The following is a 26549-nucleotide window of genomic DNA, read 5'->3' as shown; positions in this document are numbered from 1 at the left end:
CTGCTTGCCGCATCCACCGTCGCCGCCGCGGCGCTCCTCTGCCCCGCAGCCGCTCAGGCTGATGACTTGCAATCGATCCGGGAATCCAGAGAAATCCGCATCGCCATGAGCGGGCAATACTCGCCCTTCAGCTTTGCCAACGAGCAGAACCAGATCGTCGGCTTCGACGCCTCCATCAGCGAAGCCCTGGCCCAGCGGCTTGGGGTGAAGGTCAGCATTGTCACCACGCCCTTCGACGGGATCATTGCCGGGCTCCTGGCGAAAAAATACGACGCCATCATCGCCTCCATGACCATTACCCCTGAACGCCTGAGGGCCGTGGATTTCGTTGGCCCCTACTACCACGCCGGCCGCACCATCGTGGTGAAGGAAGACTCGCCGATCAACAGCCTGGCTGACCTGAAGGATGTGACGGTGGGCGTCACCCTCGGCGATGCCCACGACAAATGGGCCAGGGCGCGCGGCAACCTGAAGGTCAAGACCTACAAAGGGCTTCCCGAGATGCTGGTCGACCTGGAAGCCGGGCGCCTCGACGCGCTGGTGATGGACAGCGTTCCGGTACTGGTGGCCGTCAAGGAAACCGGGCAGAAAGTGCGCATCATCACCCCACCCGACACTGACGGTGGGGTTGAAGGCATGGGCATTGCACTGCGCAAGAACAACCCCGAGCTCAAGGCGGCGATGCAGCAGGCACTGAACGAGATGCTCGCCGATGGCAGCTACGAAAAGATCTCGATGAAGTGGATCGGCAAGGACATTCGCTGACTCATCTTCAGCCTGGCTCGACCTGGGGTCGGGCCGGTCAACCTGACCTTTTCGAGCCTGCCCATGGATCTGACACTCATACAGCGCACCCTGCCGTTTTTTCTGGAGGCGGCCTGGGTCACGGTGCACGTTTCGCTACTGGCACTGCTGCTGGGCCTGCTGGTTGCCATCGTGCTGGTGGCGGCCCGGCTGTCCGGCTTTTTCCTGCTTCGCTGCCTGGCCAGGGTCTACATCAGCGTTTTTCGCGGCACGCCCTGCCTGGTCCAACTCTTCCTCCTCTACTTTGGCGGCCCGCAGATCGGCCTTGAGCTGGAGCCGTTTTCCGCTGGCGTCATCGGCCTGGGCCTGAACATCGCGGCCTATATGGCCGAATCCATTCGCGGCGCCATCAGCAACGTCGATCCCGGCCAGGTCGAAGCGGCCCGTTCAATCGGTTTCGGCAAGGGCCAGACCCTGTGGCTGATCACCCTTCCGCAAACCGCCAAGCTGATGATCAGGCCACTGGGGGTCAATGCGGTCGCGCTGATCAAGGGCTCGGCCCTGGTGTCGACCATCTCGGTGGTGGAACTCTCCTATACAGCACAGCGCTTTATCAGCTCCACCTACAAGCCATTCGAGATCTTCATGGTGTCGGCCATTTTGTATATCGCCATGGTCTACACGGTCAGATTGCTGGTTGACCACCTCGACAAACGCTTCGCGGCAAAGTGAGACGCGTCAATGCAAAGCCTCGATCTCAGTATCCTCACCCCCTATTCCGAGCTGCTGGCAACCGGACTCTGGTGGACCATCGTCTTGTTCCTCTGCTCCAGCGTATTGAGCCTGATTGCCGGAATAGCCTTCGCCCTTATCGTGCTCTACACCCCCAAACTGGTATCCCTTCCCATACGCTTCATGACCTGGCTGCTGATGGGCACGCCCCTGCTGCTTCAGCTGTACCTGATCTATTACGGCCTGGTGCAAGTGGGGATCGATATCCCGGCATTGATGGCCGGCATCATCGGCCTGAGTCTGCACTTCGCCGTCTACAACGCCGACGTCATTCGTGCCGGGGTCCTGTCGGTCGACCCGGGGCAGATTGAAGGCGCGCGCTCCATTGGCCTGAGCCGCAGCCAGACTCAGCGCTACGTGATTGTGCCGCAAGCACTGCGCAGTACCCTGGCGCCCCTGGGCAACAACCTGATCGTGCTGCTCAAGGACACCTCCCTGGTGTCGATCATCGGTATTGCCGAGCTGGTCTACAGCGCCCAGCGCGCCGTGAGCGAAACCTACAGCCCGTTCGAGTTCTATCTGGCCGTCGCGGTGATTTATTACGCGGTCAATCTTGTCCTGGAAGCCGGCCTGCACCTTCTTGAAAATAAGGTAGAGATGTCACGATGACCACCGAAAAGCTCATGGTTGAAGTCAAGGGCGCGCGCAAGGCGTATGGCGCCCTTGAAGTGCTCAAAGGCATCGATCTGTCTGTCTCGCGCGGGCAGATCATCGCCATCATCGGCCCCAGTGGTTCGGGCAAAAGCACCCTGCTGCGCTCGATCAACCACCTGGAAGTGCTGAACGAGGGGGAGATCTGGCTGGAAGGCGAACACGTCAACCGGCCCTTGAAAGGTCGAGCCTTCGAACAGCACATCAATAGCGTGCGCCAGCAGATGGGCATGGTGTTCCAGCACTTCAACCTGTTTCCGCACCTGACCGTGCATGAAAACATCGCCCTCGGCCCGATCAAGCTCAAAGGGCTGACCCGGCCAGCCGCTCGCGAGCTGGCCATGGAGTACCTGTCGAAAGTCGGCCTGGCCAACAAGTTCGACGAGTACCCTTCTCGCCTGTCCGGCGGGCAGAAACAGCGCGTGGCCATTGCCCGGGCCCTGGCGATGCGGCCCAAGGTCATGCTGTTCGATGAAGCGACTTCGGCGCTGGACCCCGAGCTGGTGGAAGAGGTCAACCAGGTCATGAAGCAACTCGCCGCCGAACACATGACCATGTTGATCGTCACCCATGAAATGCGCTTTGCCGGCGAAGTGGCGGACCGGATCATCTTCATGGACGGTGGCGTGGTGGTCGAGGAAGGCGCGCCACAAGAGATCCTGCAAAACCCCACTCACGAACGAACCCGGTCGTTCCTGAAAAAGCATTTGCACGCATAGAGAGGTGGCGCTTGCCCCTGTCGAAGGTTGTCCTGCGCCCAGTCGGAGGGGTTCAAACTGGCGCAGATGAACGAGTTGCTGGCCGCCAGGCACCATCAGGCCTCGATGCCCTGGCCCAGGCCAATCAGGGCATCGAGGCCAAGCGCCTGGAGTGGCAAGTCGGACCGACACCGGGCTCTTGGCGCTACAGCCCGCGAGCGTAGAAATGCGGGTTGTCCAGACCCGCCTTGCCATAACGCAGCACATCGCCGGCCAAGGTGCAGATCTCTCCACCGGCGGCCAGCAGCACCGCATGACCCGCGGCGATATCCCACTCCATGGTGCGTCCCAGGCGTGGATAAAGGTCTGCCTCGCCGGCGGCCACCAGGCAAATCTTCAGGGATGAGCCGGCATTTTTCAGTGAGCGTACTTTGCGTCGCTCGAGGAATTTTTCCAGCGCCTCGGCATCGCCATGGGAGCGGCTGGCGACGATGTCCAGGCCGTCTTCCGGGACGGCCCGGCATTCGATAGGTTGACGCTGCCCGGCCTGTTCGACAAAGGCGCCGCACCCCCTCCCCCCGGCGAACAATCGCTCCAACGCAGGCGCCAAAACCACGCCCAGCACCGGCTCGCCATTGTCGATCAGCGCGATATTGACGGTGAACTCGCCGTTGCGATGAATGAACTCCCGGGTCCCGTCGAGCGGGTCCACCAGCCAGAAACGCTGACCGATTTCAGGCACCTGGCCGTCCGTGGCAGCCTCTTCGGAGATCACCGGAATGTGCGGTTTAAGCGCTGCCAGCGCCCGCAGAATCAAGGCTTCGGCGCGCTCATCGGCCTCGGTCACCGGGGACGCATCGAGCTTGCCGCGCACCTCGAAATCCGAGCGATACACCTGCATCACCAGCTCGCCCGCTTCGCGAGCTATGTCGATGACATCTTCGAGCAGGACGGTCATTGACGCGTTCATGGGAGTGCTCCTGTTTTTACTCTACGTATGGTCCGTTCGGCCTATGCGCCGCTTTTCGAATCAGGGAACAGTACAGACGTCCGCTTCATCGCCACTCAGCAAATGGATGTTTGACAGGAGTTCCCGTGTCCCGCGGCAATCAGTTGTCCGTTCTCCAGATCAACCGCCTGCGCCTGCGTGCCGTGCAACTGCGCATTGCCGGCAGTACGCTCAAGGTCATCCGTCAGGACACCGGCCTGTCTTCACCGACCATCATCGCCGCTTACAAGGCGTGGCAGGCCGGCGGCTGGGATGCCGTGCCCGTGCGTAAGCGCGGGCGCAAGGAGGGCGAAGGCCGCAGCCTTTCAGCGGAGCAGGAGAAAAACATCTACCGGCTGTTGGTCAGCACGCCGCCGGAACGCCACGACTTGCCGTGCCTGCTGTGGCAACTGGAGGCCACGCAGGCGCTGGTAAGGCGCTTGCACGGGATCGATCTGCCAGACCGAACCACCGCCCATTACCTGCAACGCTGGCAGTTGAATGCCGAGCGTCCGGCCAAGCGTGTCGCCAATGCCTCGGCAGCGGTGCAGCGCTGGTACCGCGACACTTACCGCCACATCCTCGATCAGGCCCGCGCGCAGAACGGCGAGATCTACTGGATCGACGACTACGGTGCACGCAACGACCCGGGCAAACTCCGTCATGGCCTGCTGCGAGCGGTGAGCAATCGCGGCAAGGTGCTCTGGCTGCCCTATGAGGGCAAGCTACGCGCCCCCCATCTGGAAGAGTTCTTCGACCGCCTCTACCGCAGCGCCAAGCGCAAGGTCTTCGCCCTGCTCTCGGGCATGCACTGGCAGCGTGCCGCGACCTTCATCAGCTGGGCCGGCGAACGCAACGAATGCTTTCATCTGTTCCATCTGCCTGAAGCCAACGACATGCTCAGGGGCGCCCGCGAGCTGGCAGCCCACGTCAACCGGCAGGCCGCGCGCGGTGCTCTGGCCCTCCCGACCGCCGCCCCACTCGCCCGCCCCAGCGACCCCATGCTGCAGATGTTGCGCCTGATGTTAAAACATCAAGTCGCGCATAAGTCCGAACCGCGCCAGTTGTACGTTGATAAACGACAACAACAAAAAGCGAAGGACCCCTCCATGACGCTTACCCACTTACAGAGACTGGAAGCCGAAAGCATCCAGGCGATGCGTGAAGTCGTCGCCGAATCCGACAACCCGGTGATGCTTTACTCCGTCGGCAAGGACAGCGCGGTCATGCTGCACCTGGCGATGAAAGCCTTCTACCCGGCCAGGCCGCCCTTCCCTTTGTTGCATGTGGACACCACCTGGAAGTTCCAGGAGATGTATCGCTTCCGCGATCAGATGGTGGCCAAACTCAAGGTCGAGCTGATGACCCACATTAACCCCGAGGGCATTGAAATGGGGATCAGCCCGTTCAAGCACGGGTCACAGATCCACACCGACATCATGAAGACCGAAGGTCTGAAACAGGCACTGGACCATTACGGCTTCGACGCGGCCTTTGGCGGCGCCCGCCGTGACGAGGAGAAATCCCGGGCCAAGGAGCGGATCTTTTCCTTCCGCTCCGACCAGCATCGCTGGGACCCGAAGAACCAGCGCCCGGAACTCTGGCACCTGTACAACACGCGCAAGCACAAAGGCGAGTCGATCCGAGTGTTCCCACTGTCCAACTGGACCGAGCTGGACATCTGGCAGTACATCCACCTGGAAAACATTCCGATCGTGCCGCTGTACTTCGCCGCGCCGCGCCCGGTGGTCGAGCGCGACGGCATGCTGATCATGGTCGACGACGAGCGCATGCCGCTCAACCCCGGCGAAGTGCCGATGATCCGCAACGTGCGCTTCCGTACCCTGGGCTGCTACCCCCTCACCGGCGCCGTCGAGTCCGATGCCGACACCCTGCCCAAGATCATTCAGGAAATGCTGCTGACCCGCACATCCGAGCGTCAGGGGCGAATGATCGACCACGACGCGTCTGCATCGATGGAGAAGAAAAAACAAGAGGGGTACTTCTGATGGCACATGTATCCGAGCTGATCGCCGAGGATATCGAGCAGTACCTCAAGGCCCACGAGCACAAGAGCCTGCTGCGTTTCATCACCTGCGGCAGTGTCGACGATGGCAAGAGCACGCTGATCGGGCGTCTGCTCTTTGATTCGAAGATGCTGTTCGAAGACCAGATGGAAGCCCTGGAAGCCGACTCGAAAAAAGACGGCACCCAGGGTGGCGAACTGGACTTCGCCCTGTTGGTGGATGGCCTGGCCGCCGAACGCGAACAAGGCATCACCATCGACGTGGCCTATCGTTTCTTCTCCACCGGGCGACGCAAATTCATTGTCGCCGACACCCCTGGCCATGAGCAGTACACCCGCAACATGGTGACCGGCGCCTCCACCGCCGATGTCGCCGTAGTGATGATCGATGCCCGGCGCGGCGTGCTGACCCAGTCCCGGCGCCACAGCTTTCTGGCCTCGCTGATCGGCATTCGCAAAGTGGTGCTGGCCGTCAACAAGATGGACTTGATGGACTACTCGGAGAAAGTCTTCAACAGCATCGTCGATGACTATCGCGCCTTCGCCAGGCAGATCGATCTGCAGGACTTCACCGCGATTCCGATGTCGGCGCTGCGCGGTGACAACATCACCGAAAAGAGTGAGCACATGCCGTGGTACCGCGGCACCACGTTGATGGGTTTCCTGGAAACCGTCGAGATCGACGAGGCACGCCAACAGAAGCTGGCCTTCCGCATGCCGGTGCAGTGGGTCAACCGGCCCAATCTGGATTTCCGGGGTTTCACCGGCACCATCGCCAGCGGCGTGATTCGTCCCGGCGACCGCGTGCGTGTGTTGCCGGGCGGACAACAGAGCCATATCTCGCGCATCGTCACCCTCGACGGTGACTTGCAACAAGCCGTGGCCGGACAGTCGATCACCCTGACCCTGAGCGACGAAGTCGATTGCAGCCGCGGCGATGTGCTGTCGAGCGCCGAAGACCCGACCAGCGTCGCCGACCAGTTCCAGGTCAGCCTGATCTGGATGCACGAGCAACCCATGCTCGCCGGTCGGCCCTACCTGATGAAGATCGGTGGCAAGACGTTGCCGGTGACCTTGTCGGCGCCCAAGTACAAGGTCAACGTCAACACCATGGAGCACTTGGCTGCCAGGGAACTGGCGCTGAACGAAATCGGCGTGTGCAACCTGTTCACCAGCCAGCCGATCGCTTTCGATGCCTACAAGGACAACCGCGAGACCGGCAGTTTCATCCTCATCAACCGCCTGACCAACGCCACCGTCGGCGCGGGCCTGATCGAGTTCTCTCTGCGCCGCTCGCAGAACATCCACATGCAGCACGTGGACGTGAACAAGAAATCCCGCGCCGAACAGTTGGGCCAGCAACCGGTGCTGCTGTGGTTCACCGGCTTGTCCGGCGCCGGCAAGTCGGCCATCGCCAACCTGTTGGAAACCCGTCTCTATGCTCGCGGTCGCAGCACTTACCTGCTCGACGGCGACAACGTGCGTCATGGGCTCAATCGCGACCTGGGCTTCACCGATGCCGATCGTGTGGAAAACATCCGCCGGGTGGCCGAGGTCTCGAAGCTGTTGGTCGACGCCGGGCTGATCGTGTTGACCGCGTTCATTTCGCCATTTCGTTCCGAACGCGAAATGGCGCGCGGCCTGCTGCAGGAGGGCGAGTTCATCGAGATCTTCGTCGACACGCCGTTGTCGGTGGCCGAGGAGCGCGACCCGAAGGGCCTGTACAAGAAAGTCCGCCGTGGCGAACTGAAGAACTTCACCGGCATCGACTCACCCTACGAAGTGCCGGATAAGCCGGACATCCATATCAAGACCTGCACGCTGACGCCGGAGAAGGCCGTGGATCGCATCATCAGGGTACTGACCGAGCGCGGCATCATCGCTGAGCAATAGCCATGGCGCCCGGCTCGCCGGGCGTTGAACGATCGCCTCGGGTACTCCCACAGAACCCGGGACGAGTAAAGCCGAGCCCCTGTCGGGGGCCGATGAATCCGTCGCGAACGCCCTGCGAGGGCGCCCACGGTCCGGGTTCCACCTGCTCAAGAGAGTCTAACAATGACCATCAGCTCGATTGACGAACAACACCTGCTAACTGGCCAGACCTGGGCCACCTTCTGCGACCATCTCAAACGTTGCGGCGAACAGATCCTGCGCCCTGAAGCACCCGCCGATGCGGCTACCCGTGCCGAAGGTTTCCGCTACCTCACTCGCCTGCTGCGCATCGGCCTGGAAATGCACATCGAGTTTGCCGACCCGGCGTTCCCGAGTTTCTTCAAGACCTCCCACGAGACCGCGAAAATCGGCGCCGACAACCCCGATAATCTCTACGAATATTCGCGCCTGGACGGCACGCTGGAATACCGCATCAAGGGTCAGCGCGGCAGTGTCGCCTACCTGAGCTTCGGCACCCAGAAAGGCGGTTATGAAACCGATGGCACCCTGATCCAGACCGGTTTCATCGACGCCAGCCAGCTAGAGGTCGATGCCCAGGGGCACTTCGAAATCATCCTCAGCCGTGAGCCACAACCGGGTAACTGGCTGAAAATGGAAGACGCCAGCAACGCGCTGATCGTGCGCCAGACTTTTCTCGACCGCCGCAGCGAAGTGTCGGCCAAACTGAGCATCGAGCGCATCGGCAGCGATGCCAAGCCGCAAGCCCTCGACCCGGCGACCTTCCAGCAAGGCCTGGCGCGGGTCTCCAGTTTCGTCGAGAACACCGCCCGATTGTTCGCCGACTGGAGCCAAAGCTACCTGCCGCACAGCAATCAATTGCCACCGGCCAACCAGGCGCTGTGTCAGTCCGTGGGCGGTGACCCGAACATTTTCTACTACCACTCGCATTGGGCGCTGGTCGAGGACCAGGCATTGGTCATCCACATCGACAAGGTTCCGGAGTGCGACTTCTGGAACTTGCAGATCAACAACTACTGGATGGAGTCCCTGGACTACCGCTACCACCAGATTTGCCTCAACAAGCACCAGGCGCAACACGACGCTAACGGCGGCGTGACCCTGGTCCTGAGCGAGCAAGACCCGGGGGTGAACAACTGGCTGCAAACCGCCGGCATCCGCCAGGGCACCCTGTGCCTGCGCTGGGTCGGCGCCCAAGAGCAATGCCATCCAACCACCCAGGTAGTCAACCTGGCGGACGTCACGGAGGCCCTATGAACGCGCATTCGCCGATTGAAGAGTTGAGCGTCGACAACCTGCTGAGCACCGCCAGCGCCCGCACCCATGGCCTGCGCAATTTTGGCGAGGACAACTATCGCGAGTCGTTGCAGGTGCTGCTCGATGCCCTGGCCAGCGAAGCCGAGCTGTCACAGGCCGGCCAGTATCTGCTCCAGGAAAGACTGGTGGGGCAACTGGTCAACCGTTTGCTGATCGAGGATTACCTGAGCCGCTATCCGCAAATCACCCAGATACCGATCGACGATCCGCTGGTCATCGTCGGCCTGCCGCGCACCGGCACCACCCTGCTGCAACGCACCCTGGCGGTTGATCGGCGCTTCTATTCGGCGGCCTGGTGGGAGACCCGTTTTCCGGCCCCCCTGGCGGACGAAACCCTGGCGGAACCGGCCATGCGCATCGCCCGGGCCAAGGCCGAGGTCGAGCTGATGGCTCGGGTTATTCCCCAGATTCTCGCCATCCACCCGCTGGACGCGATGCTCTGCGACGAAGAGTTCATGCTCATGGAACACTCGTTCATGTGTGCCATGGACGCCTACGTCAACGTGCCCAGCTATACCCGTTGGCTGGATCGCCAGGATCAGCGACCGGTCTACACCCAGTTGAAAAAAATGCTGCAGTTTCTGCAGTGGCAAAAAGAACAGCGCGGCGAACCCGCCGGTCAACGCTGGCTGCTCAAGGCCCCGCAACACTTGCACACTCTGGACCTGCTGCTGGATGTCTTCCCGGACGCGCAGGTGATCCTGACCCACCGCGAACCGGCGCAGACAATTCCCTCGATGGCCAGCATGGCGTACACCTTGTGGCAGATGTACAGCGACAACCCGGACCCCAAGAACGCCGGCGACCAGTGGAACAGCCGCATGGCGCGGGGCATCCGTCACACCATGCAGGTTCGCGAGCAACACTCGGCCGAGCGCTTCCTCGATATCAACTTCGCCGACACCGTGAACCAGCCGATGCAGGTTCTGGAGCGGATCTACGCCTTCGCCAACCTGCCGTTCACCGACAAGGCGCGCACCGACGCACAGGCCTGGCTATCGCAGAACCGCCGGGAAAAGCGCGCCAGCCACGACTACAGCCTGGAACGTTTCGGTCTGAATGAAGCACAGATGACCGAGGACTATCAGGCATATCGCGCCCGTCATTTGAACGCCAACCACTGACCTCGCCGGAGGAATCATGGCCAAAGCCGCAAACATCGTGACATCCCACAAGGTGGTAATTAACGCCCCTGCCCGCGTGGTCTGGGAGGTGCTGATCGACCTGGACAGGTACCACGAGTGGAACAGCTTTTGTCCGAGCATTATCTGCAGCCTGCAGCTGGGCGCTCCAGTGCATATGCAGGTCCGTATCCCCGGTACCGACGGCACCGTCCCGGTCGACGAATACCTGGTGGCCTGCGAGCCGGAACGACTGTTGTCCTGGGAGCAGCGCCCGGTCCCGGGAAACATGGACGCCGCTCGCCGCGATCAATACATCGAAGCGCTCGACGCCAATCGCTGCAGCTACTTCACCACTGACATTTTCCTTGGCCTGAACCAGGACACGATCATGCGTGAACACGGAGCCTGGGTAAAAGTCGGCTTCGACCAGATGGCCCTGGATCTGAAGCGACGTGCCGAAGAACTGCACGCCGGCCGCACCTGAAAGCCCCATTCATGAGCAAAACAACAAGAAGGTAGTTGCCATGTTGCTGAAAGACAAAGTCGTCATCATTTCAGGCATTGGCCCTGGCCTGGGCATCAAACTGGCCGTGCGTGCCGCGCAATATCAGGCGCAGGCCGTGGTGTTGGCCACCCGCACCCCTGGCAAACTGGACCAGGCTGAAAAGGCCGTCCGCGACGCCGGCTACAGCACTCCGGTGCTGAAAGTCCCCACCGACATCGCCCAGGCCGAACAGTGCCAGGCGCTCGCCGAGCTGACGGTCGAGCACTTCGGCCAGATCGACGTATTGATCAACTCGGCCTACGCCCATGGCGCATGGGGCAGTTCCTCCGAGTCGTCAATGGACGACTGGCGCAAGACCATGGACGTCAACCTGTTCGGCACCATGCACATGACCCAGGCCGTGCTGCCACAGATGAAACAACAGAAGTCGGGCAGCATCGTCATGATCAACACCATGGCCACCCGCACTCCCAACCAGCTGGAGTCCGGCTATGCCGTCTCCAAGGGCGCATTGAAAACCGCCGTGCAGTACCTGGCCCAGGACCTCGGCCCGTTTGGCATCCGCGTCAACTCCACCTTCATGGGCTGGATGTGGGGCGCACCGGTGATCGGCTACTTCGAGGACGAAGCCAAGCGCCTCGGCGTCCCGATAGCGTCGCTGATCGACCAGGTCGCGCAGCAGATTGCGTTGCGCAAAATCCCCGAGGACCACGACTGCGCCATGGCCGCGCTGTATCTGGCCAGCGACTACGCCAAGGCCATTACCGGCGCACAGCTGGATGTCAACGGAGGCCACTTTCTACCCCACTGAACGCCTCGGGCCGAACGCCCGGTTTTTTCCGTAAGGGCCGGACGGCCACAGCGCGACATTGCCCATGCCGCTTCCGTGGCCGAAGTCTTCACCGGCGACAGGCTGGGCACCCATCAGCGGTACGTTGAATGCGTCGCCGGAATTCCTCGGGAGTCCTTTGGTGATGAGCACAGGTTCAAAGTCCAGGGCTGCGATATCACTGCCACGGTAGAAGGCGGCCAGTCAGCAAACTGCGCATGGAACTGACGCCCAAATGCCAGGCCGACCTGACCCGGTTCGTCGACACCTTCGCCCACACTCCAGGCAAGCCGCTCATCGCAGGCGCCTTTACCGCATCGTCCGGTGGCGGCCTGAGCTACAGCGCCAGTTGCCTGAGCATGTGCGGGAACGCCGCCGACCCTTCCGTCTATGCCCACAGGGAAGGCCTCAGTGCCATAGGTTTCAGAGAGGTGCTGCTGGAAGTCGTGCTGGCCTCGGATGCCGCGCCCAACGCCGCATGTCAGTGGGAGGCGCAGATGCGCAAAGTCGAGGGCGACGACTACGTGATGGAGACACGCTTCAATTGCGACCAGAAATACGACGCCATCGCACAGAAAGCCTTTGAAAAAGTGCACGTCAGCGCCGTCACCATCGGCACCGGGTTCAAAGCTTCCGGGGCTGACAGTCAGCGCGAGACAGCACACAGCCGCCGCAAGTGCAAACGACCGGCTGCGGCCCTGCTGTCTCCACACTCAACCCAACGCCCCTGAAGAACGCCCAAGGGATAGAAATGAGACTCTTGTCCACCCATGCAGGCAGGCGCCGGCCATGGTACGTAAAGCTGCTCTGGATACCGCTGCTGTTTGGGCTGGTCGCTCATTGGGACTTCGCGTTGCCAACGGTAAGAGTTCACTACACCCCGCAATGGCCCAATACCCATATCTACCTGAACGCCGAAGGCGACATCGACAGGCGAGAAAAGAGTGGAACCGCTGTACATCGGTTGACGGAGTGTCGATGGGATAAGGCCAAGTCTTAGGCCGCAGATACGGTCCGAGCCCTTCAGCACTCGGCACCGCCTCCGCTTCCGGCTTGAGCACACAGGACACTTGCAGGCTCGGCAGGCCTGCTGTTTGCGACCGTGCATACCGCCCTGATCCCCAAAGTGCCCAGCCCGCGAAAAGGCGCGACATAGATAGCGGCATTTTGATAGCAATCTCCTTGCTCCGCTGTTTATGATGCAACCCATGCTCGGGGCGACGATCCGCTGGGCAGGCCGGGTTTCAAGGATAAACGCAAAGGGATACTGTGAGCCGAGTCATCAACCGTGTCATTCAACAAGCCGCACAAAACTTTTCCGCCAGCTTGAGTGCGTTCTACCCATCCTATGGCCGTAACGGCATGAACGAACGCAACCTCACCTATCAGTTGGCCAGCGCCTTTGGGACACGCAACAACGCCCATGCGTTCATGGAAGTGCCCTTCCTCAACCCGCTCACCCAGCGCTATGAGTACCGGATCGACTGCATGTTGTTCGACAAGGAGCGTGTGTTCTTTGTCGAGGCCAAGCGCCTGTTCACGCCAAAGAAAGCCGAACAACTGCGCATCGACTTTCAACGGATGAAAGCGGAAAACCTGGCCCCGGTACTGAAAAAGTTCGTTTCCCCTTCCACCAAGACACGCAGTGTCTACCGCTTGATGCTTGCCGAAACCTGGCACCCGAACATTGTCAGTTGGTGGCGACTGGAAGACTCCACCCGGACCTGGGACAACAGTTGGCTGCCGGAAAACCGTGGCGTGGTCGAGGTCAAGACTTTCAACAACCAAAGGACACTGTATTGGCTGTACGCCTATGAACAGCTGGAGATGCCGGCATGAGCGCCCAGACATTGATCAAGCCCTACGACATTGCCGAACACCTTCACCGCTACACCGCCTGGGCGGCAAGTCGTGCAGCGAGCACCAAGACCTGCCGCTTCGATGTGAGCACCGGCAAGACGATCATCGAAGCCACCGGGCTGCACCTGTTACTCGCAGGCCCGCAACTTCTGCCGTCTCCCGAGCACATCGATGCCCAGCACAAAATATGGCGCGAGAGCGCAATCGACGCAGCCAAGAACAAGGGCCTGGTCGGATTCGGCCACGGCGTCGCGGCAAAGCTCATCAATGTCTATCTCAAGGGTGCCTTTGTCTGCGCCGGCCAGGAGTTGCATCCCCATGTCCAGGCGCTGCATCCCCCTATCGACAAGCTTTTGCTGGATGAGCTCTACGATCAAGATGTTGGCGGTTTACGGGCAGTCTGGGCACAAGCACGAAAGCAACGCTGGTCGAAGTTCGATGCCGAGCAGTATCAAGCCGTGATCAATGGCATACGGGAAGTTCTGACAGGACGCCCACTGTGGCATGTGGAGGCCTATTGGCGTGGCTACCAATGAGTGTCAAGAATCTGTGCATTTGCAGGATGCCGTCTCGATGAAACCCCACGTTTATCGGCGCGGGCCTGAGTGAACACCCAAGGCTTCGAGACCTGAAGGCGCCAAGCCTCCCCAATACATAAAGCTGGAGTCTCATCTAAAAATGTACGCCACTGGAACTCATCTGATTGTCGGTCGAGGTCTCTACACCCACCACGGGATTTTTGTCGGCAGGAATCGTGTGATCCACTACTCCGGCATGGGCTCGGGGCTTCATAAGGGCTGCATTGAGTCGACCTCCCTTGAAGCCTTTCTGCAAGGCAGGAACGCCAGGATCAAGACATACAGGAAAGTCTGTTTCAGGGGGCCCGATATCTGCCGCCGGGCCCGATCCAGGCTGGGCGAGGATCAATACAATCTGGTGTTCAACAACTGCGAACACTTTGCCAACTGGTGCGCCACCGATCGGCACACCAGCGAACAAGTCAGAGTTGCCCAGCAACGGCTGGGCGCAGCCGCCAACAGTCTGCTGATGCACCACGCAGCCAAACAAACAGTGGATCAAACTACCCAGGCCCTGCTCACCCAAGGCGGTGCTGGCGCTGCACGCAAAATGCTGGCCGGACAGGCCGCCAGCACCACCGCGAGCCGAGTGGCGCGTTCAATGACCAGTCAGGCCCTGGCCAAGGGTGCCATCAGTACCGCATCTGGCCTGGCCGCCGCTGGCGGTACCTCCAGCTTGACCGCCGCAGGCCTTGGCGCCGTGGGGTTCGCTGGCGGAACAGCCCTGGCCCCCGCACTAGCGACCGCCGCGGTGGCTGCAGGCGCGGCCTATTTGGTGGGCAGCCTCTGGGATTGGCTGACGGATTGATCAGCGCCCGCCGGATGCCCTGCAACGCCTCAAGAAAAGGCGTCGAACCCTGCTCTTTCCCGAGGGTTGGCACTCAGAGAAAATCAGCAAGAAACCCGAAAGAATCAGCACCGACGCCTGCTAAACTTCCGTCCCCAAACCCACTTGAAGGTGACCACCGACTCAGGTCGCCTATTGAAAGGACTCTCCATGAACAAGCTGATCTACAGCCTTTTTGCCTCAACACTGGCCCTGTCCGTTGATGTTGCCCATGCCGCTTCCGTGGCCGAGGTCTTCAGCGGCGACATGCTGGGCACCAATCAGCGCTACTTTGAATCCGTCGCCGGAATCCCTCGGGAATCCTTCGGCGATGAGCACAAGTTCAAAGTCCAGGGCTGCGACATCACCGCCACGGTAGAAGGCGGCAAAGTCAGCAGACTGCGCATGGAACTGACACCCAAATGCCAGGCCGACCTGACCCAGTTCGTCGGCACCTACGCCCCGGCTCCCGGCAAACCCCTCACCATAGGCGCCTTTACCGAGTCGTCCGGTGGCGGCCTGAGCTACAGCGCCAGTTGCCTGAGCATGTGCGGAAACGCCGCCGATCCTTCCGTCTACTCCCACTGGGAAGGCCCCCATGCCGTGGATTTCAAGGAAGTGCTGCTGGAGGTGGTGCTGGTCTCCGATGCCGCGCTCAACGCCGCCGACCAGTGGGAGTCGCAAATGCGCAAAGCAGAGGGCGAAGACTACGTGATGGAGACACGCTTCAACTGCGACCGGAAATACGACGCCATCGCACAGAAGGCCTTTGAAAAGGTGCAGGTCAGTGCAGTCACCATCGGCACCGGGCTCAAAGCTTCCGGGTGCTGACAGTCAGCACGAGATGCCAGACAGCCGCCGGAAGTGGAGATCGGGCCAGGCCTTAGGTCGATATCACGGGCGCAGTTGCCGGGCGAGGAAGTCTGCGCCTGCGCAGAGCTTTTTGCGCCTCGAGATATGGCCCGGGGCCTTCCCTTCTTCAAGGTATTTGAAGGGCTGTAGCGCCGCACCTAAAAGCCAGCCCGGGCGAGCCTGACGAGCAATCTGCAATGCCGGCACCAACTCCAGATAACGCACGGGGCGCTGACCTGGCTTGAGCTTTTCAAGGGGCCGCAAAACGTTCCGAGAAGGCTTGGGACAAACTCCACGCGATCATTCATCGTCCCCGTAGTATTTGACGCCAATGCGGATGATGTCCCGCCCCTGGTCCTTGCGGTGGTGGTTGGTGTCGCGCAGGGAGTAGATGCAACCACAATATTCCTGCTGATAAAAACGCTCGCGCTTGCTGATTTCGATCATTCGCGCCGAGCCGCCCCCCCTTGCGCCAGTTGTAGTCCCAATAGGTGATACCTGGATACTTTTGCGCGCTGCGAATGCCGCTATCGGTGATTTGCTGCATGTCTTTCCAGCGCGAGATACCCAGAGAGCTGGAAATCACACTGAAGCCATTTTCATGGGCGTAAAGTGCGGTGCGTTCGAAACGCATATCGAAGCACATGGTGCAGCGCACTCCACGCTCGGGTTCATGCTCCATGCCTTTGGCGCGTTCAAACCAATTGTCCTTATCGTAATCGGCGTCGATAAACGGCACCTTGTGATCTTCGGCAAAGCGGATGTTCTCGTCCTTGCGCAATAGGTATTCACGCTCGGGGTGAATGTTCGGGTTATAGAAGAAGAGGGTGTAGTCGATGCCCGAAGCGGTGATCGCTTCCATCACCTCTCCCGAACAGGGTGCGCAGCAGGAGTGCAGCAGCAACTTGCCCGCACCATCGGGAAGGCGCAGTTGAGGCCTTTTAATACCTGTCATGAGGGTGTGTCCCGGGTGAATCGGTCCAAATGAAAAACCGGCGCACCGCGATAATCAAGGCCGCCGGAATACCAAGGGAGGGTTGCCACCCCGCCCCGCTATGTGATGGATGAAGCGTCAAAGAGGACCGCGCAGGTACATGCTCAACTCACGCCATGCGTGGCGAGGTTGCAATATTGTCCCTTGAAATACAGCAATGGCTGCGTAGCGGAAGCTTGTTGCAGGTTTAACGCTTTCACTTCACCAATAACGATCACGTGATCACCTGCGGCGTGTTCGGCGTGAATTTCGCAATCAAGCCAGTGCAGGCTGCCGCCAATGATTGGATTACCCAACGGCGACTCATGCCATTGGACTCCGTGCCACTTGTCCGTGCCTTTGCGAGCGAACTGGTTGGAAATCTTGATCTGCTCACCTGACAGGATATTGACCGCGAATCGACCTGCCTGGCGAATTCTGGGATAGCTGGCCGAACTGGACATTACGCTGAACGACACCAGCGGCGGGCTCATCGATACGCTATAGAACGACTGGCAGGTGAAGCCAATGGGCTCGTCATCAATGTGCGAAGTAATCACCGTGATACCAGATGCGTAGTGCCCGAGCGCTTCACGAAAGTTCAATGGTTCGATAGCAATACTAGGAGGCGACATAGTAGGTCCTGAATATTGGGTGCGGCTCGAAAGTGCCAGGGAAGGCCTGACGCAGGTGGGCAATTTTTCAATCCACCGCTTCATTCCTTCCGCACACCACTTCCAACTTTAGCTCGGCACTAGTTCGAGAGTTCTCTTCGAACGATTTCTGCGCCTGCACTTAACGCACTGAGCTTGCCTCTTGCCACACGACGAGGTAACGGGGCCATCCCACAGTTGGTGCAAGGATAGAGCTTATCGGCATCTACAAACTGAAGTGCTTTTCGCAAAGTACTGGCTACTTCCTCGGGTGTCTCAATGGTATGGGAAGCCACATCAATGGCTCCCACCATCACTTTTTTACCTCGAATAAGCTCAATAAGATCCATTGGCACATGAGAGTTATGGCATTCCAGCGAGATTATATCGATACTGGATTTTTGCAGCTTTGGAAAAGCCTCTTCATATTGCCGCCACTCTGAACCCAGAGTCTTCTTCCAATCGGTGTTGGCTTTGATGCCATAGCCATAGCAAATATGTACAGCAGTTTCACACTTAAGTCCTTCTACTGCTCTTTCTAAGGCAGCAACCCCCCACTCATTCACCTCATCAAAGAAAACATTAAATGCAGGCTCGTCAAACTGGATGATATCAACACCAGCAGCCTCGAGCTCCCTGGCTTCCTGATTGAGAATTGTGGCAAATTCCCAAGCCAGTTTTTCACGACTTTTATAATGATTGTCGTAAAGCGTATCAATCATCGTCATGGGACCTGGCAGAGCCCATTTTATGGGTTGCCGGGTCTGCTGACGCAGAAACTTGGCATCCTCAACAAAGACTGGTCTTTGGCGAGCAACAGCACCAACTACTGTGGGTACGCTGGCATCATAGCGGTCACGAATTCTAACGGTCTCACGCTTTTCAAAATCGACGCCGTCAAGGTGTTCAATAAAGGTAGTGACAAAATGCTGGCGCGTCTGCTCGCCATCACTGACAATATCAATGCCTGCTAATTGCTGTTCTTGCAATGACAAACGCAGAGCATCTTGTTTGCCTTCAATCAACTCTTCGTCTTGTAACTTCCAAGGTGACCAAAGGGTCTCGGGCTGCGCAAGCCAGGAGGGCTTTGGCAAGCTGCCGGCAGTTGAAGTGGGTAACAGTTTTTTCATTATGGAAGGCCTTGTTATTGGGTGAGTCAAAGAGCGTAATTAGCGGACCATTGTTCCAGGACGGCCTGGTATGGCTTGATGAAGTTCTCCTCAACAAACCTCCCCTGTTCAATAGCCAGCCGGCTACGCTCTTCTCGATCATAAACAATTCGAGTCAGTGAATAATCCTGGTGCTTCAAACTTGGCCGATAGGATTTACCTGCTGCAGAGTTCGCATTGTAAATCTCAGGACGGTAAATCTTCTGGAAGGTATCCATTGTGCTGATGGTGCTGATAAGTTCAAGATTAGTGTAATCACCCAGCAAGTCACCGGCAAAATAGAATGCCAAGGGTGCAACACTATTTGCAGGCATGAAATAGCGAACCTTCAGCCCCATCTTCTTGAAATACTCATCGGTCAAGGAGTATTCATCCTGCTGGTATTCAATACCCAATACAGGATGCTGGTTTTCAGTCCGATGATAGGTCCTGCTGCTGGAGACACTTAGGCATATGACGGGCAGCTTGTTAAAGTGTTCCCTGTAGGCATTTGAATTCACGAAGTACTTGAATAGTTTTCCATGCAGTTCTCCGAAATTATCCGGTGTACCAAACTCAGACTGATTTTTATTGTGCCCCAGCAATAGCACGCTGAAATCATAATCTCGAACATAAGAGGAAAAATTATTCCCTACAATACCCTCGATGCGTTCATTGGTTTCTCGATCAACAATATTGGTCTTCAATATTTCAATCAAGGGAATGGCATTATCACTGCTTTCATTATCAACATTCATCTCAACGGAGACAATTTCAAGCTCGACTGTATAACGATCACCTTTGGGATTATCCCAATGCGCCAAGGCATTGAAGCGATTGTCAATCATGTTCAAGGTATTGCGCAGATTTTCCTGGCGACTCGCCCCTCTAGCCAAATTGGCAAAGTTGGTAGTGATGCGCGTATTTTCGGAAGGGCGATAGTTTTCATCAAAACAAACGCCCTTAATAGTAAATGTAAATTCCTTGCTCATTGTCATTTTGCGCCCTGATTATCCGAGATAAAACCTGAGTTTATTTCATGCCTTCTTTCAGCACTCGCCAGGTTTGCCTTTCTGGCTTTTTACTCAATAGTTTTTACATTATCTATAATTAAGACGCATTTTATGCGGAGCCATTGATTGAGCGAAAACGAATTGATTTCACCAATATCTTTAGTCAGATTCATGATGTGGCGCACAGTCAGTTGCAGAGTCCGTGCTCCGCAGGACGCACTGAACGTCCTGACTTTCGTGGAAGTCGTTTCATCTAGGGGCGGCTAATACCCCCCTTGCTGCCGAAGACTCACCGGTCGCGTAGAGGCGCTCGTTCTCGGCTGGAGGACAGGAATCTACCTCGTAGATGCCTCGCGCCGCACGAAGGGTCACAGGGTCTGTGATCGGCCTTGCATGACTCAACTCCCACGCGAGCCGGCCCTCCTCAAAGTTGCTCGCACAAGCCGCCTGCATGTCAGCCAGGGCAAACGGGCGAACGGCTGTCACGCGTACGATTGCGACAGCAATACCATCTTCGTCCTCGTCACCATCGCTGTATAGAAACCGCCCGTTTTCAACAATCAGGAGATCTTCGGAAGGATCTAAGTGTGGATGCCAACGGCGAATCCCGAGAGTTTTCTCTCCAGAAGCGATTCGGCCTCCATTGGCTCGCACAATGGAGAGAGTCTGGATAGGTCTCTCCTAAAAATTAAGATGCCAGGGAAATACGCGGCTCGACCGGAGCCCACTGAGGCGGCAGCAACAGGACGATTTCATTGGGCCGATAACCACCGCTCAAGAATGATTCCCTGGAGACAATGGCATCCCAGCCCGCCTGCCCTACTCCTGCGCCAGCCAATACCAGATCGTCTTCCTCTCGAACTCCGGCATCACTTCCCCCTCTTCAAAGCAGCGCCGCGACTCCGGCTCCGCCGGCGTAAACCAGTAACCGGCCCTACTGCACGATTGCCCCGCCGCCACTGGCGCTACATGGTTCGGGTGGCTCGGCTGAAGATTTCTCGCATAGGCCACCAGATCCTTGGGATAGACCCCGTGCTCGACCCTGCTGTCATCGATGCCATACAGAAAGGCAATAGCCGCCGCCTCGAATGCCCAATACCCGCAGTAGCTGCCCTCGTCCCCTTGCAGATGGCTGTCGTGCCAGGGCGCCTGCTCGAACGCCGGGTACCAGTCGTCGCAATACTGCTGTACAAGCTCGCCGGCCTCGGTCGGGTCGTCGGCGTAGATGGCTTGTATCAGCGGTGTGTAGACGTCGTGGTACCAGTCATCGACGTCATATCGATCGGGCAGCAGTTTGCACAGCAGGTCTTCGTAGAGGGTGTCGTCCCCGGCGTAGCCCGCGGGGTCGATCAGGGCCACGAAGCGTTGGAGCAGGTCGGCGCGGTGCAGCAGGATGCACAGGCTCAGCACCTGGACGCACTCCTGGTACTGGTCGAGCCAGTCGTCGATCGCCAAGGGGGTGATGTTCGGAATCCGGTTGTACCGGGCCAGTTGTTTTTGCAGGTGTTCGTAGCTGTCCACCAGGGTTTCCAGCAGGGGAATCAGCAGGTCGATGCTGTGGCCGGCGGTGTAGCGGATGAGGATTTCCTTGAAGATCCACTTCTGGAAATGCCGGGCCCTGAGGGATTTTTCCTGTGCTTCGGAGTCGGACTCAAAGGTGTTTTCGGCAAAGAACTCCACGCTGTGCTGGTAGTTGCTGAAGAAGTTCGCAAGGCGCGCTTCGCTGAGAAATGCTTGTCGTCTGTCCTTGATCATGGGGCTTCCTTGTCTGAACGGCGCCCGCTCCAGGCGTTGCCGGCAAGCGCGGCAACGCGCAGTCACCGGTCTAAAAAACAAAGCCCGCGACACAAGGCGCAGGCTGGATAGGGTTGCAGCAGGTCGAGCCGGATCAGTTACCCGGCCCCTTAGAAGTTCGCCGGGGTGTTGGCGCTGATGATTTCCGCCTCATCCTGGCCAATGTTGCGGAAGCTATGGGGCAAGGTGGTGGGGAAGTAATAGCCATCCCCCGGGTTGAGCACGCTGACTTGCCCGTCCACGGTCAACTCCACGGTGCCGCGGGTCACCAGGCCGCACTCCTCGCCTTCGGCATGCACGATGGCTTCTTCGCCGGAGCTGGCGCCGGGGGCGTATTGCTCGCGCAGAAAGCGCATCTGCCGGTTGGCCACCGGGGCGCCGATCATCAGCAGGCGCAGGCCGTCGCGGCCCAGGTCGGGCTGTTCGTTGGCGCGGAACACGTATTGGTGCTCACGGGGCGGCTGGTCGAAGGTGAAGAAGTCGGCCAGGGACATGGGGATGCCTTCCAGCAGCTTTTTCAGGGAGCTGACGGAGGGGCTGACGCGGTTCTGTTCGATCAGGGAGATGGTGGCATTGGTTACGCCGCTACGACGGGCCAGCTCGCGCTGGGAGAGTTTGTAGCTTTCGCGAACGAGTTTGAGTCGGGTGCCCGTGTCCATAACAGCCTTATGTGAGAGGAACTTAAGGGTATTTTGCGGCGGTTGGGTCGCGAACGTCGCGATTTGGCTGCCCCTGGAGCCTGAAAAGGCGGCTATTTAAACATGTTTGACAGGCAAGCTGTAAAGACCGGCGATGGGCGTGAAGGCTGGGTGACGGAGTATCGGTTTTCTGGGGCTTTGCGGGGCTTTTTCTGAGGCGGGTCAAGGGCCAGAGCTTCGCGAGCAAGCTCGCTCCTACAGGAGTGGGGGCTGTAGGAGCGAGGTGGCGTCAGATGCCGAAGCGGTCGCGCAGGGCGTAGTACGCGGCGCCCATGGCGGTCAACGGGGCCTGGAAGGTGCGCCCGCCTATCATTGGCATGTGCGGCAGGGAGGCGAAGGCGTTGAAGCGTTCGGCGTCGCCGCGGATCATTTCGGCAATCAGCTTGCCCGCCAGGTGCGAGCAAGTGACGCCGTGGCCGCTGTAGCCCTGCATGTAGTAGGCGTTCTTTTCGATACGGCCGAATTGCGGCATGCGCGACATGGTCAGCAGGAAATTGCCGGTCCAGCGGTAGTCGATCTTCACGTCCTTGAGCTGGGGGAAGGTCTTGAGGATCTTCGGCCGGATCAGTTGCTCGATGTCGTCCGGTTCCCGGGCGCCGTAGACCACGCCGCCGCCGTACAGCAGGCGGTTGTCGCCGGTCAGGCGGAAGTAGTCCAGCAGGTAGTTGCAGTCTTCCACGCAGTAGTTGTTGCTGATCAGGCTGCGGGCCAGTTGCTCAGGCAGTTGCTCGGTGACCACGATCTGCGAACCGCAGGGCATGCTCTTGCGGGTCACGCGGGGGTCGAGGTCCTGCTGCAGGTAGGCGTTGCCGGCGATCAGCAGGTATTTGGCGCGGACCACGCCCTTGGCGGTGCGCACCACGTTGGGTTCGCCGTAGGTGATTTCCAGCGCCGCCGATTGTTCGAAGATCTTGCCGCCCAGGCCGATGATGGCGCTGGCTTCGCCCAGAGCCAGGTTCAGCGGGTGGATGTGGCCGCCCTGCATGTCCAGCAGGCCACCGATGTAGTTCTTGGTGCCGACTTCGCGGTCGATCTGCGCCTTGTCGAGCATCTTCAGGTTGTTATTGCCCAGACGCTCCCAGTTGCGTTTCTGTTCCGCCAGGCCCTTGAGCTGCTTGTTGTTCAGGGCAGCGAAAATGCCACCGGGGCGGTAGTCGCACTGGATGTCGTAGTGCTGGATGCGCTGGCGAATGATGTCGGCGCCTTCGAAGATCATGCTGCCGAGCACTTCGGCGCTTTTCTCGCCGTAGCGTTCTTCGATCACGTCCACGTCGCGGCTGTAGGAGTTGACCAGTTGCCCGCCGTTGCGCCCGCTGGCGCCGAAGCCGACCTTGGCCGCTTCCAGCACGGTGACGCTGTAACCGGCTTCCGCCAGGAACAAGGCCGAGGACAGGCCGGTGTAGCCGGCGCCGATCACGCAGACGTCGCACTCCACACTCTCTTCGAGTTGCGGGTAGTCGGTGGTCTGGTTGCGGGTCGCGGCGTAGTAGCTGTTCACGTAGGTTTGCATGAGAAATTCCCCAGCGGGTACGGGCCCAGGCCCGCCGCCGCTGTTGTTATAAGAGTTAGAGCTTGATCCAGGTCGCTTTGAGCTCGGTGTATTTGTCGAAGGCGTGCAACGACTTGTCGCGGCCATTGCCGGACTGTTTGAAGCCGCCGAACGGCGCGGTCATGTCGCCGCCGTCGTACTGGTTGACCCACACACTGCCGGCCCGCAGGCCACGGGCGAAGCGGTGGGCGCGGCTGAGGTTGGCGGTCCAGACCCCGGCCGCCAGGCCGAAGATGCTGTCGTTGGCCATCTGCAGCGCTTCTTCTTCGGTATCGAAACTGATGACCGACAGCACCGGGCCGAAGATTTCTTCCCGGGCGATGGTCATGGCGTTGGTCACGCCATCGAAGATCGTCGGCTCGACATACAGGCCGCCAGTGCTTTCCAGGGTGCGGACACCGCCGGCCAGCAGTTGGCCGCCCTGCTCCTTGCCGATCTCGATGTAGCGCAGCACGTTCTCCAGTTGGCGCTGGTCCACCACGGCGCCGACCCGGGTTTGCGGATCGAGGGCATGGCCCGGTTTCCAGCCCTTGAGGGCCTCCACCAGCAGCGGGATGAACGACTCGCGGATCGAGCGCTGCACCAGCAGGCGCGAACCGGCGGTGCAGACTTCGCCCTGGTTGAAGGCGATGGCCGCAGCCGCTGCTTCGGCCGCTGCACGCAAGTCCGGGGCATCGGCAAACACCACGTTGGGGCTCTTGCCGCCAGCCTCCAGCCACACCCGCTTCATGTTGCTCTCGCCGGCATACACCAGCAATTGCTTGCCCACGGCGGTAGAGCCGGTGAAGGCCAGCACGTCCACATCCATATGCAGTGCCAGGGCCTTGCCGACGGTGTGGCCGTAGCCCGGCAGGACGTTGAACACGCCCTTGGGGATGCCGGCGTCCAAGGCCAGCTGGGCGATGCGGATCGCGGTCAGCGGCGACTTTTCCGACGGCTTGAGAATGAACGAGTTGCCCATTGCCAGGGCCGGAGCGAACTTCCAACTGGCCATGATCAGCGGAAAGTTCCACGGCACGATGGCCGCCACCACGCCCGCCGGTTCCCGGGTCACCAGGCCCAGCTGGTCGTGGGGCGTGGCCGCCACTTCGTCGTAGAGCTTGTCGATGGCTTCGGCGTTCCAGCGGATGGCGTTGGCCGTGGCCGGAATGTCGATGGCCATGGAGTCGCCAATCGGCTTGCCCATGTCCAGGGTTTCCAGGAGCGCCAGTTCTTCCTGGTGCTCAAGGATCAGTTCGGCGAAGCGCGTGAGGATGCGCTTGCGCTCGGCCGGGGCCTTGCCCGACCAGACGCCACTGTTGAACGCCTGGCGCGCCACGGCCACCGCACGATCGGCATCGGCCTGATCGGTGCTGGCAACGTTGGCCAGGAAGCGCCCGTCCACCGGGCTCAGGCATTCAAAGGTCGCGCCACTGGCGGCGGCGCAGTACTGGCCGTCGATAAAGGCACGGCCTTCGAGGCTGAGGGACTGGAAGTGCTGCTCCCAGTCGCTGCGGGATTTAGTCATGGCAAATACTCAAGGCAGGCAGTGACACGGTCATCAGACCGTGTGCAGGTACCAGTTGTATTCCAGGTCGGAGATGGAGTTTTCGAACTCCGCCAACTCGCTTTCCTTACAGGCCACGAACACGTCGATGTACATCGGGTCGATGTACTTGGCCATCACTTCGCTGTCGTCCAGTACGCGCAGGGCGTCCCGCAGGTTGGTGGGCAGGCTTTGTTCGTTCTGCTCGTAGGAGTTGCCTTCAACCGGTGCGCCCGGGTCGATCTTGTTGGTCAGGCCGTGGTGAATGCCTGCCAGCACCGAAGCCATCAGCAGGTAAGGGTTGGCGTCGGCGCCGGCCACCCGGTGCTCGATACGCACCGCATCGGCGGAACCGGTGGGTACGCGCACGGCCACGGTGCGGTTGTCGATGCCCCAGGTCGGCGAGTTCGGCACATAGAACTGCGCACCGAAGCGGCGGTAGGAGTTGACGTTGGGGCACAGGAAGGCCATCTGCTGCGGCAGGGTGTCGAGCACGCCGCCGATGGCGTGGCGCAGGGCTTCGTTGGTCTCTGGGTCTTCGCTGGCGAAGATGTTGTTGCCCTGCTTGTCGAGGATCGAGATGTGCACGTGCAGGCCGTTACCCGCCTGGCCCGGGTAGGGCTTGGCCATGAAGGTGGTGTCCATTTCATGGTCGTAGGCGATGTTCTTCACCAGGCGCTTGAGCAGTACTGCGTAGTCGCAGGCCTTGATCGGGTCGCTGACGTGGTGCAGGTTGACCTCGAACTGCGCCGGGGCGCTTTCCTTGACGATGGCGTCGGCCGGAATGCCCTGCTCTTTCGCGCCTTCGAGGATGTCTTGCAGGCAGTCGACGTACTCGTCGAGGTCGTCGATCAGGTAGACCTGGGTGGAATGCGGACGCTTGCCGGAGATCGGCGAACGGGGCGACTGCGGACGGCCGTTCACGTTGTCCTGGTCGATCAGGTAGAACTCCAGCTCGAACGCGGCGCAGATGGTCAGGCCCATCTCGTCGAACTTGCTCACCACCTGGCGCAGCACTTCGCGGGGGTCGGCGAAGAACGGCTGGCCTTCGATCTCGTGCATGGTCATCAGCAGTTGCGCGGTGGGGCGCTTCTGCCAGGGCTCGACGCTCAGGGTGCCGGGGATCGGGTAGCAGATGCGGTCGGCATCGCCGATGTCCAGGCCCAGGCCGGTGCTTTCCACCGTGGAACCGTTGATATCCAGGGCAAACAGCGAGGCGGGCAGGTTGATGCCCTTCTCGTAGACCTTGTGCAGCGCGGTGCGCTCGATGCGCTTGCCGCGCACCACACCGTTCATGTCTGCAATCAGCAGATCGACGTAGAGAACCTCGGGGTGTTTTTTTAGGAAGGCATTGGCTTCATTGAGTTGAATGGCACGCGGGGGGACCGACATGATGCACCTATTGTGTTAATTATTATGTTCACTGCTGTGACACGCCAGCAGTCAACCCGAAAGAAAAACCGGAGTCAATAGCCAACAGCAGGCGCCATTCGTC

26 protein-coding genes and 2 pseudogenes are annotated in these 26549 nt (G+C 59.6%); 15 read left to right on the top strand and 13 right to left on the bottom strand.

Going from position 1 to position 26549, the window contains the following annotated elements; all coding sequences use genetic code 11:
* The 4 genes from BLX41_RS08690 to BLX41_RS08675 all read left to right on the top strand — a co-directional run.
* Nucleotides 1-765 (top strand): ABC transporter substrate-binding protein (locus BLX41_RS08690; protein WP_221179194.1); only part of this gene is annotated, 765 nt, incomplete at its 5' end.
* A 63-nt stretch (nucleotides 766-828) separates the two neighbouring features.
* A complete protein-coding gene (locus tag BLX41_RS08685) occupies nucleotides 829-1476 on the top strand; it encodes an amino acid ABC transporter permease (protein WP_011060659.1) in 648 nt (215 codons plus the stop codon).
* A gap of 9 nt (nucleotides 1477-1485) precedes the next feature.
* Entirely contained in the window at nucleotides 1486-2145 is a 660-nt protein-coding gene (locus tag BLX41_RS08680; RefSeq protein WP_123724533.1) for an amino acid ABC transporter permease, read from the top strand.
* A complete protein-coding gene (locus BLX41_RS08675; RefSeq protein WP_047285775.1) occupies nucleotides 2142-2906 on the top strand; it encodes an amino acid ABC transporter ATP-binding protein in 765 nt (254 codons plus the stop codon). Before BLX41_RS08680 ends, BLX41_RS08675 begins: the two co-directional genes overlap by 4 nt.
* Before the next feature lie 184 nt (nucleotides 2907-3090).
* Here BLX41_RS08675 and cysQ read toward each other — a convergent pair whose 3' ends face one another.
* Nucleotides 3091-3855, bottom strand: coding sequence for a 3'(2'),5'-bisphosphate nucleotidase CysQ (cysQ, locus tag BLX41_RS08670; RefSeq protein ID WP_221179193.1), 765 nt, complete (start codon nucleotides 3853-3855; stop codon nucleotides 3091-3093).
* Nucleotides 3856-4679: 824 nt separating this feature from the next.
* Here cysQ and cysD point away from each other — a divergent pair.
* The 11 genes from cysD (at nucleotide 4680) to BLX41_RS08610 (ending at nucleotide 15680) form a co-directional block, all read left to right on the top strand.
* Nucleotides 4680-5882, top strand: coding sequence for a sulfate adenylyltransferase subunit CysD (gene cysD / locus BLX41_RS34005; protein WP_311197453.1), 1203 nt, complete (start codon nucleotides 4680-4682; stop codon nucleotides 5880-5882).
* Entirely contained in the window at nucleotides 5882-7792 is a 1911-nt protein-coding gene (gene cysN, locus BLX41_RS08660; RefSeq protein WP_123724530.1) for a sulfate adenylyltransferase subunit CysN, read from the top strand. Before cysD ends, cysN begins: the two co-directional genes overlap by 1 nt.
* A gap of 162 nt (nucleotides 7793-7954) precedes the next feature.
* Nucleotides 7955-9067, top strand: coding sequence for a DUF1214 domain-containing protein (locus BLX41_RS08655; RefSeq protein ID WP_123724529.1), 1113 nt, complete (start codon nucleotides 7955-7957; stop codon nucleotides 9065-9067).
* Nucleotides 9064-10251 (top strand): sulfotransferase family protein, encoded by a 1188-nt coding sequence (locus BLX41_RS08650; protein WP_123724528.1) that lies wholly within the window; start codon nucleotides 9064-9066, stop codon nucleotides 10249-10251. The genes BLX41_RS08655 and BLX41_RS08650 overlap by 4 nt, the downstream gene beginning before the upstream one ends.
* Nucleotides 10252-10267: 16 nt before the next feature.
* Complete coding sequence (locus tag BLX41_RS08645) at nucleotides 10268-10735, top strand: SRPBCC domain-containing protein (protein ID WP_123724527.1); 468 nt, start codon at nucleotides 10268-10270, stop codon at nucleotides 10733-10735.
* A 40-nt stretch (nucleotides 10736-10775) separates the two neighbouring features.
* A complete protein-coding gene (locus BLX41_RS08640) occupies nucleotides 10776-11567 on the top strand; it encodes an SDR family oxidoreductase (protein ID WP_123724526.1) in 792 nt (263 codons plus the stop codon).
* Nucleotides 11568-11803: 236 nt separating this feature from the next.
* Complete coding sequence (locus BLX41_RS08635) at nucleotides 11804-12316, top strand: hypothetical protein (RefSeq protein ID WP_259744567.1); 513 nt, start codon at nucleotides 11804-11806, stop codon at nucleotides 12314-12316.
* A gap of 631 nt (nucleotides 12317-12947) precedes the next feature.
* On the top strand, nucleotides 12948-13424 hold the full coding sequence (locus tag BLX41_RS08625) for a hypothetical protein (RefSeq protein WP_185073451.1): 477 nt from the start codon (nucleotides 12948-12950) through the stop codon (nucleotides 13422-13424).
* Nucleotides 13421-13981, top strand: coding sequence for a hypothetical protein (locus tag BLX41_RS08620; RefSeq protein WP_123724523.1), 561 nt, complete (start codon nucleotides 13421-13423; stop codon nucleotides 13979-13981). Before BLX41_RS08625 ends, BLX41_RS08620 begins: the two co-directional genes overlap by 4 nt.
* Before the next feature lie 142 nt (nucleotides 13982-14123).
* Nucleotides 14124-14831, top strand: coding sequence for a lecithin retinol acyltransferase family protein (locus tag BLX41_RS08615; protein WP_123724522.1), 708 nt, complete (start codon nucleotides 14124-14126; stop codon nucleotides 14829-14831).
* A 189-nt stretch (nucleotides 14832-15020) separates the two neighbouring features.
* A complete protein-coding gene (locus BLX41_RS08610) occupies nucleotides 15021-15680 on the top strand; it encodes a hypothetical protein (protein ID WP_123724521.1) in 660 nt (219 codons plus the stop codon).
* Nucleotides 15681-15752: 72 nt separating this feature from the next.
* Here BLX41_RS08610 and BLX41_RS34815 read toward each other — a convergent pair.
* The 12 genes and pseudogenes from BLX41_RS34815 to BLX41_RS08555 form a co-directional block, all read right to left on the bottom strand.
* Nucleotides 15753-15944: pseudogene (locus BLX41_RS34815) on the bottom strand (methylenetetrahydrofolate reductase C-terminal domain-containing protein); the annotation flags it as partial.
* A gap of 57 nt (nucleotides 15945-16001) precedes the next feature.
* Nucleotides 16002-16148: an epoxyqueuosine reductase QueH gene (locus tag BLX41_RS34810; protein ID WP_259744565.1), complete on the bottom strand. Its 147-nt coding sequence runs from the start codon at nucleotides 16146-16148 to the stop codon at nucleotides 16002-16004.
* 79 nt (nucleotides 16149-16227) lie between these two features.
* Nucleotides 16228-16563: pseudogene (locus BLX41_RS34805) on the bottom strand (epoxyqueuosine reductase QueH); the annotation flags it as partial.
* Nucleotides 16564-16799: 236 nt separating this feature from the next.
* A complete protein-coding gene (locus BLX41_RS08595) occupies nucleotides 16800-17309 on the bottom strand; it encodes a flavin reductase family protein (protein WP_123724520.1) in 510 nt (169 codons plus the stop codon).
* 119 nt (nucleotides 17310-17428) lie between these two features.
* Nucleotides 17429-18457, bottom strand: a complete 1029-nt coding sequence (locus tag BLX41_RS08590; RefSeq protein ID WP_123724519.1) for a methionine synthase — start codon at nucleotides 18455-18457, stop codon at nucleotides 17429-17431.
* Nucleotides 18458-18483: 26 nt separating this feature from the next.
* Entirely contained in the window at nucleotides 18484-19467 is a 984-nt protein-coding gene (locus BLX41_RS08585) for a DUF1852 domain-containing protein (protein ID WP_123724613.1), read from the bottom strand.
* Between the two features lie 270 nt (nucleotides 19468-19737).
* Nucleotides 19738-20142 carry an ASCH domain-containing protein gene (locus BLX41_RS08580; RefSeq protein WP_259744563.1) on the bottom strand — a complete coding sequence of 135 codons (405 nt, stop codon included), beginning with the start codon at nucleotides 20140-20142 and terminating at the stop codon, nucleotides 19738-19740.
* 165 nt (nucleotides 20143-20307) lie between these two features.
* Nucleotides 20308-21243 carry a PoNe immunity protein domain-containing protein gene (locus BLX41_RS08575; protein ID WP_123724517.1) on the bottom strand — a complete coding sequence of 312 codons (936 nt, stop codon included), beginning with the start codon at nucleotides 21241-21243 and terminating at the stop codon, nucleotides 20308-20310.
* A 149-nt stretch (nucleotides 21244-21392) separates the two neighbouring features.
* On the bottom strand, nucleotides 21393-21941 hold the full coding sequence (locus BLX41_RS08570) for a cupin domain-containing protein (protein ID WP_011060642.1): 549 nt from the start codon (nucleotides 21939-21941) through the stop codon (nucleotides 21393-21395).
* A 268-nt stretch (nucleotides 21942-22209) separates the two neighbouring features.
* A complete protein-coding gene (locus BLX41_RS08565) occupies nucleotides 22210-23490 on the bottom strand; it encodes an NAD(P)/FAD-dependent oxidoreductase (protein ID WP_123724516.1) in 1281 nt (426 codons plus the stop codon).
* Nucleotides 23491-23545: 55 nt separating this feature from the next.
* Entirely contained in the window at nucleotides 23546-25036 is a 1491-nt protein-coding gene (locus BLX41_RS08560; RefSeq protein ID WP_123724515.1) for an aldehyde dehydrogenase, read from the bottom strand.
* A 33-nt stretch (nucleotides 25037-25069) separates the two neighbouring features.
* The gene (locus BLX41_RS08555; protein WP_011060639.1) at nucleotides 25070-26446 is read right to left on the bottom strand and encodes a glutamine synthetase family protein; all 1377 of its coding nucleotides are present in this window, start codon (nucleotides 26444-26446) and stop codon (nucleotides 25070-25072) included.
* Nucleotides 26447-26549: the final 103 nt, after the last annotated feature.

Origin of the sequence: Pseudomonas protegens (assembly GCF_003732485.1) — a bacterium.
Taxonomy (GTDB): domain Bacteria; phylum Pseudomonadota; class Gammaproteobacteria; order Pseudomonadales; family Pseudomonadaceae; genus Aquipseudomonas; species Aquipseudomonas protegens_B.
Note: the sequence above shows the minus strand (reverse complement) of the source record. Positions and strands in the feature narration are given on the sequence as shown.

Bases quoted from the DNA above. Each gene is read 5' to 3' on its own strand.
- BLX41_RS08685 (WP_011060659.1), top strand. From the start codon at position 829: ATGGATCTGACACTCATACAGCGCACCCTGCCGTTTTTTCTGGAGGCG.
- BLX41_RS08680 (WP_123724533.1), top strand. From the start codon at position 1,486: ATGCAAAGCCTCGATCTCAGTATCCTCACCCCCTATTCCGAGCTGCTG.
- BLX41_RS08675 (WP_047285775.1), top strand. From the start codon at position 2,142: ATGACCACCGAAAAGCTCATGGTTGAAGTCAAGGGCGCGCGCAAGGCG.
- cysQ (WP_221179193.1), bottom strand. From the start codon at position 3,855: ATGAACGCGTCAATGACCGTCCTGCTCGAAGATGTCATCGACATAGCT.
- cysD (WP_311197453.1), top strand. From the start codon at position 4,680: ATGCACTGGCAGCGTGCCGCGACCTTCATCAGCTGGGCCGGCGAACGC.
- cysN (WP_123724530.1), top strand. From the start codon at position 5,882: ATGGCACATGTATCCGAGCTGATCGCCGAGGATATCGAGCAGTACCTC.
- BLX41_RS08655 (WP_123724529.1), top strand. From the start codon at position 7,955: ATGACCATCAGCTCGATTGACGAACAACACCTGCTAACTGGCCAGACC.
- BLX41_RS08650 (WP_123724528.1), top strand. From the start codon at position 9,064: ATGAACGCGCATTCGCCGATTGAAGAGTTGAGCGTCGACAACCTGCTG.
- BLX41_RS08645 (WP_123724527.1), top strand. From the start codon at position 10,268: ATGGCCAAAGCCGCAAACATCGTGACATCCCACAAGGTGGTAATTAAC.
- BLX41_RS08640 (WP_123724526.1), top strand. From the start codon at position 10,776: ATGTTGCTGAAAGACAAAGTCGTCATCATTTCAGGCATTGGCCCTGGC.
- BLX41_RS08635 (WP_259744567.1), top strand. From the start codon at position 11,804: ATGGAACTGACGCCCAAATGCCAGGCCGACCTGACCCGGTTCGTCGAC.
- BLX41_RS08625 (WP_185073451.1), top strand. From the start codon at position 12,948: ATGAACGAACGCAACCTCACCTATCAGTTGGCCAGCGCCTTTGGGACA.
- BLX41_RS08620 (WP_123724523.1), top strand. From the start codon at position 13,421: ATGAGCGCCCAGACATTGATCAAGCCCTACGACATTGCCGAACACCTT.
- BLX41_RS08615 (WP_123724522.1), top strand. From the start codon at position 14,124: ATGTACGCCACTGGAACTCATCTGATTGTCGGTCGAGGTCTCTACACC.
- BLX41_RS08610 (WP_123724521.1), top strand. From the start codon at position 15,021: ATGAACAAGCTGATCTACAGCCTTTTTGCCTCAACACTGGCCCTGTCC.
- BLX41_RS34810 (WP_259744565.1), bottom strand. From the start codon at position 16,148: ATGATCGAAATCAGCAAGCGCGAGCGTTTTTATCAGCAGGAATATTGT.
- BLX41_RS08595 (WP_123724520.1), bottom strand. From the start codon at position 17,309: ATGTCGCCTCCTAGTATTGCTATCGAACCATTGAACTTTCGTGAAGCG.
- BLX41_RS08590 (WP_123724519.1), bottom strand. From the start codon at position 18,457: ATGAAAAAACTGTTACCCACTTCAACTGCCGGCAGCTTGCCAAAGCCC.
- BLX41_RS08585 (WP_123724613.1), bottom strand. From the start codon at position 19,467: ATGAGCAAGGAATTTACATTTACTATTAAGGGCGTTTGTTTTGATGAA.
- BLX41_RS08575 (WP_123724517.1), bottom strand. From the start codon at position 21,243: ATGATCAAGGACAGACGACAAGCATTTCTCAGCGAAGCGCGCCTTGCG.
- BLX41_RS08570 (WP_011060642.1), bottom strand. From the start codon at position 21,941: ATGGACACGGGCACCCGACTCAAACTCGTTCGCGAAAGCTACAAACTC.
- BLX41_RS08565 (WP_123724516.1), bottom strand. From the start codon at position 23,490: ATGCAAACCTACGTGAACAGCTACTACGCCGCGACCCGCAACCAGACC.
- BLX41_RS08560 (WP_123724515.1), bottom strand. From the start codon at position 25,036: ATGACTAAATCCCGCAGCGACTGGGAGCAGCACTTCCAGTCCCTCAGC.
- BLX41_RS08555 (WP_011060639.1), bottom strand. From the start codon at position 26,446: ATGTCGGTCCCCCCGCGTGCCATTCAACTCAATGAAGCCAATGCCTTC.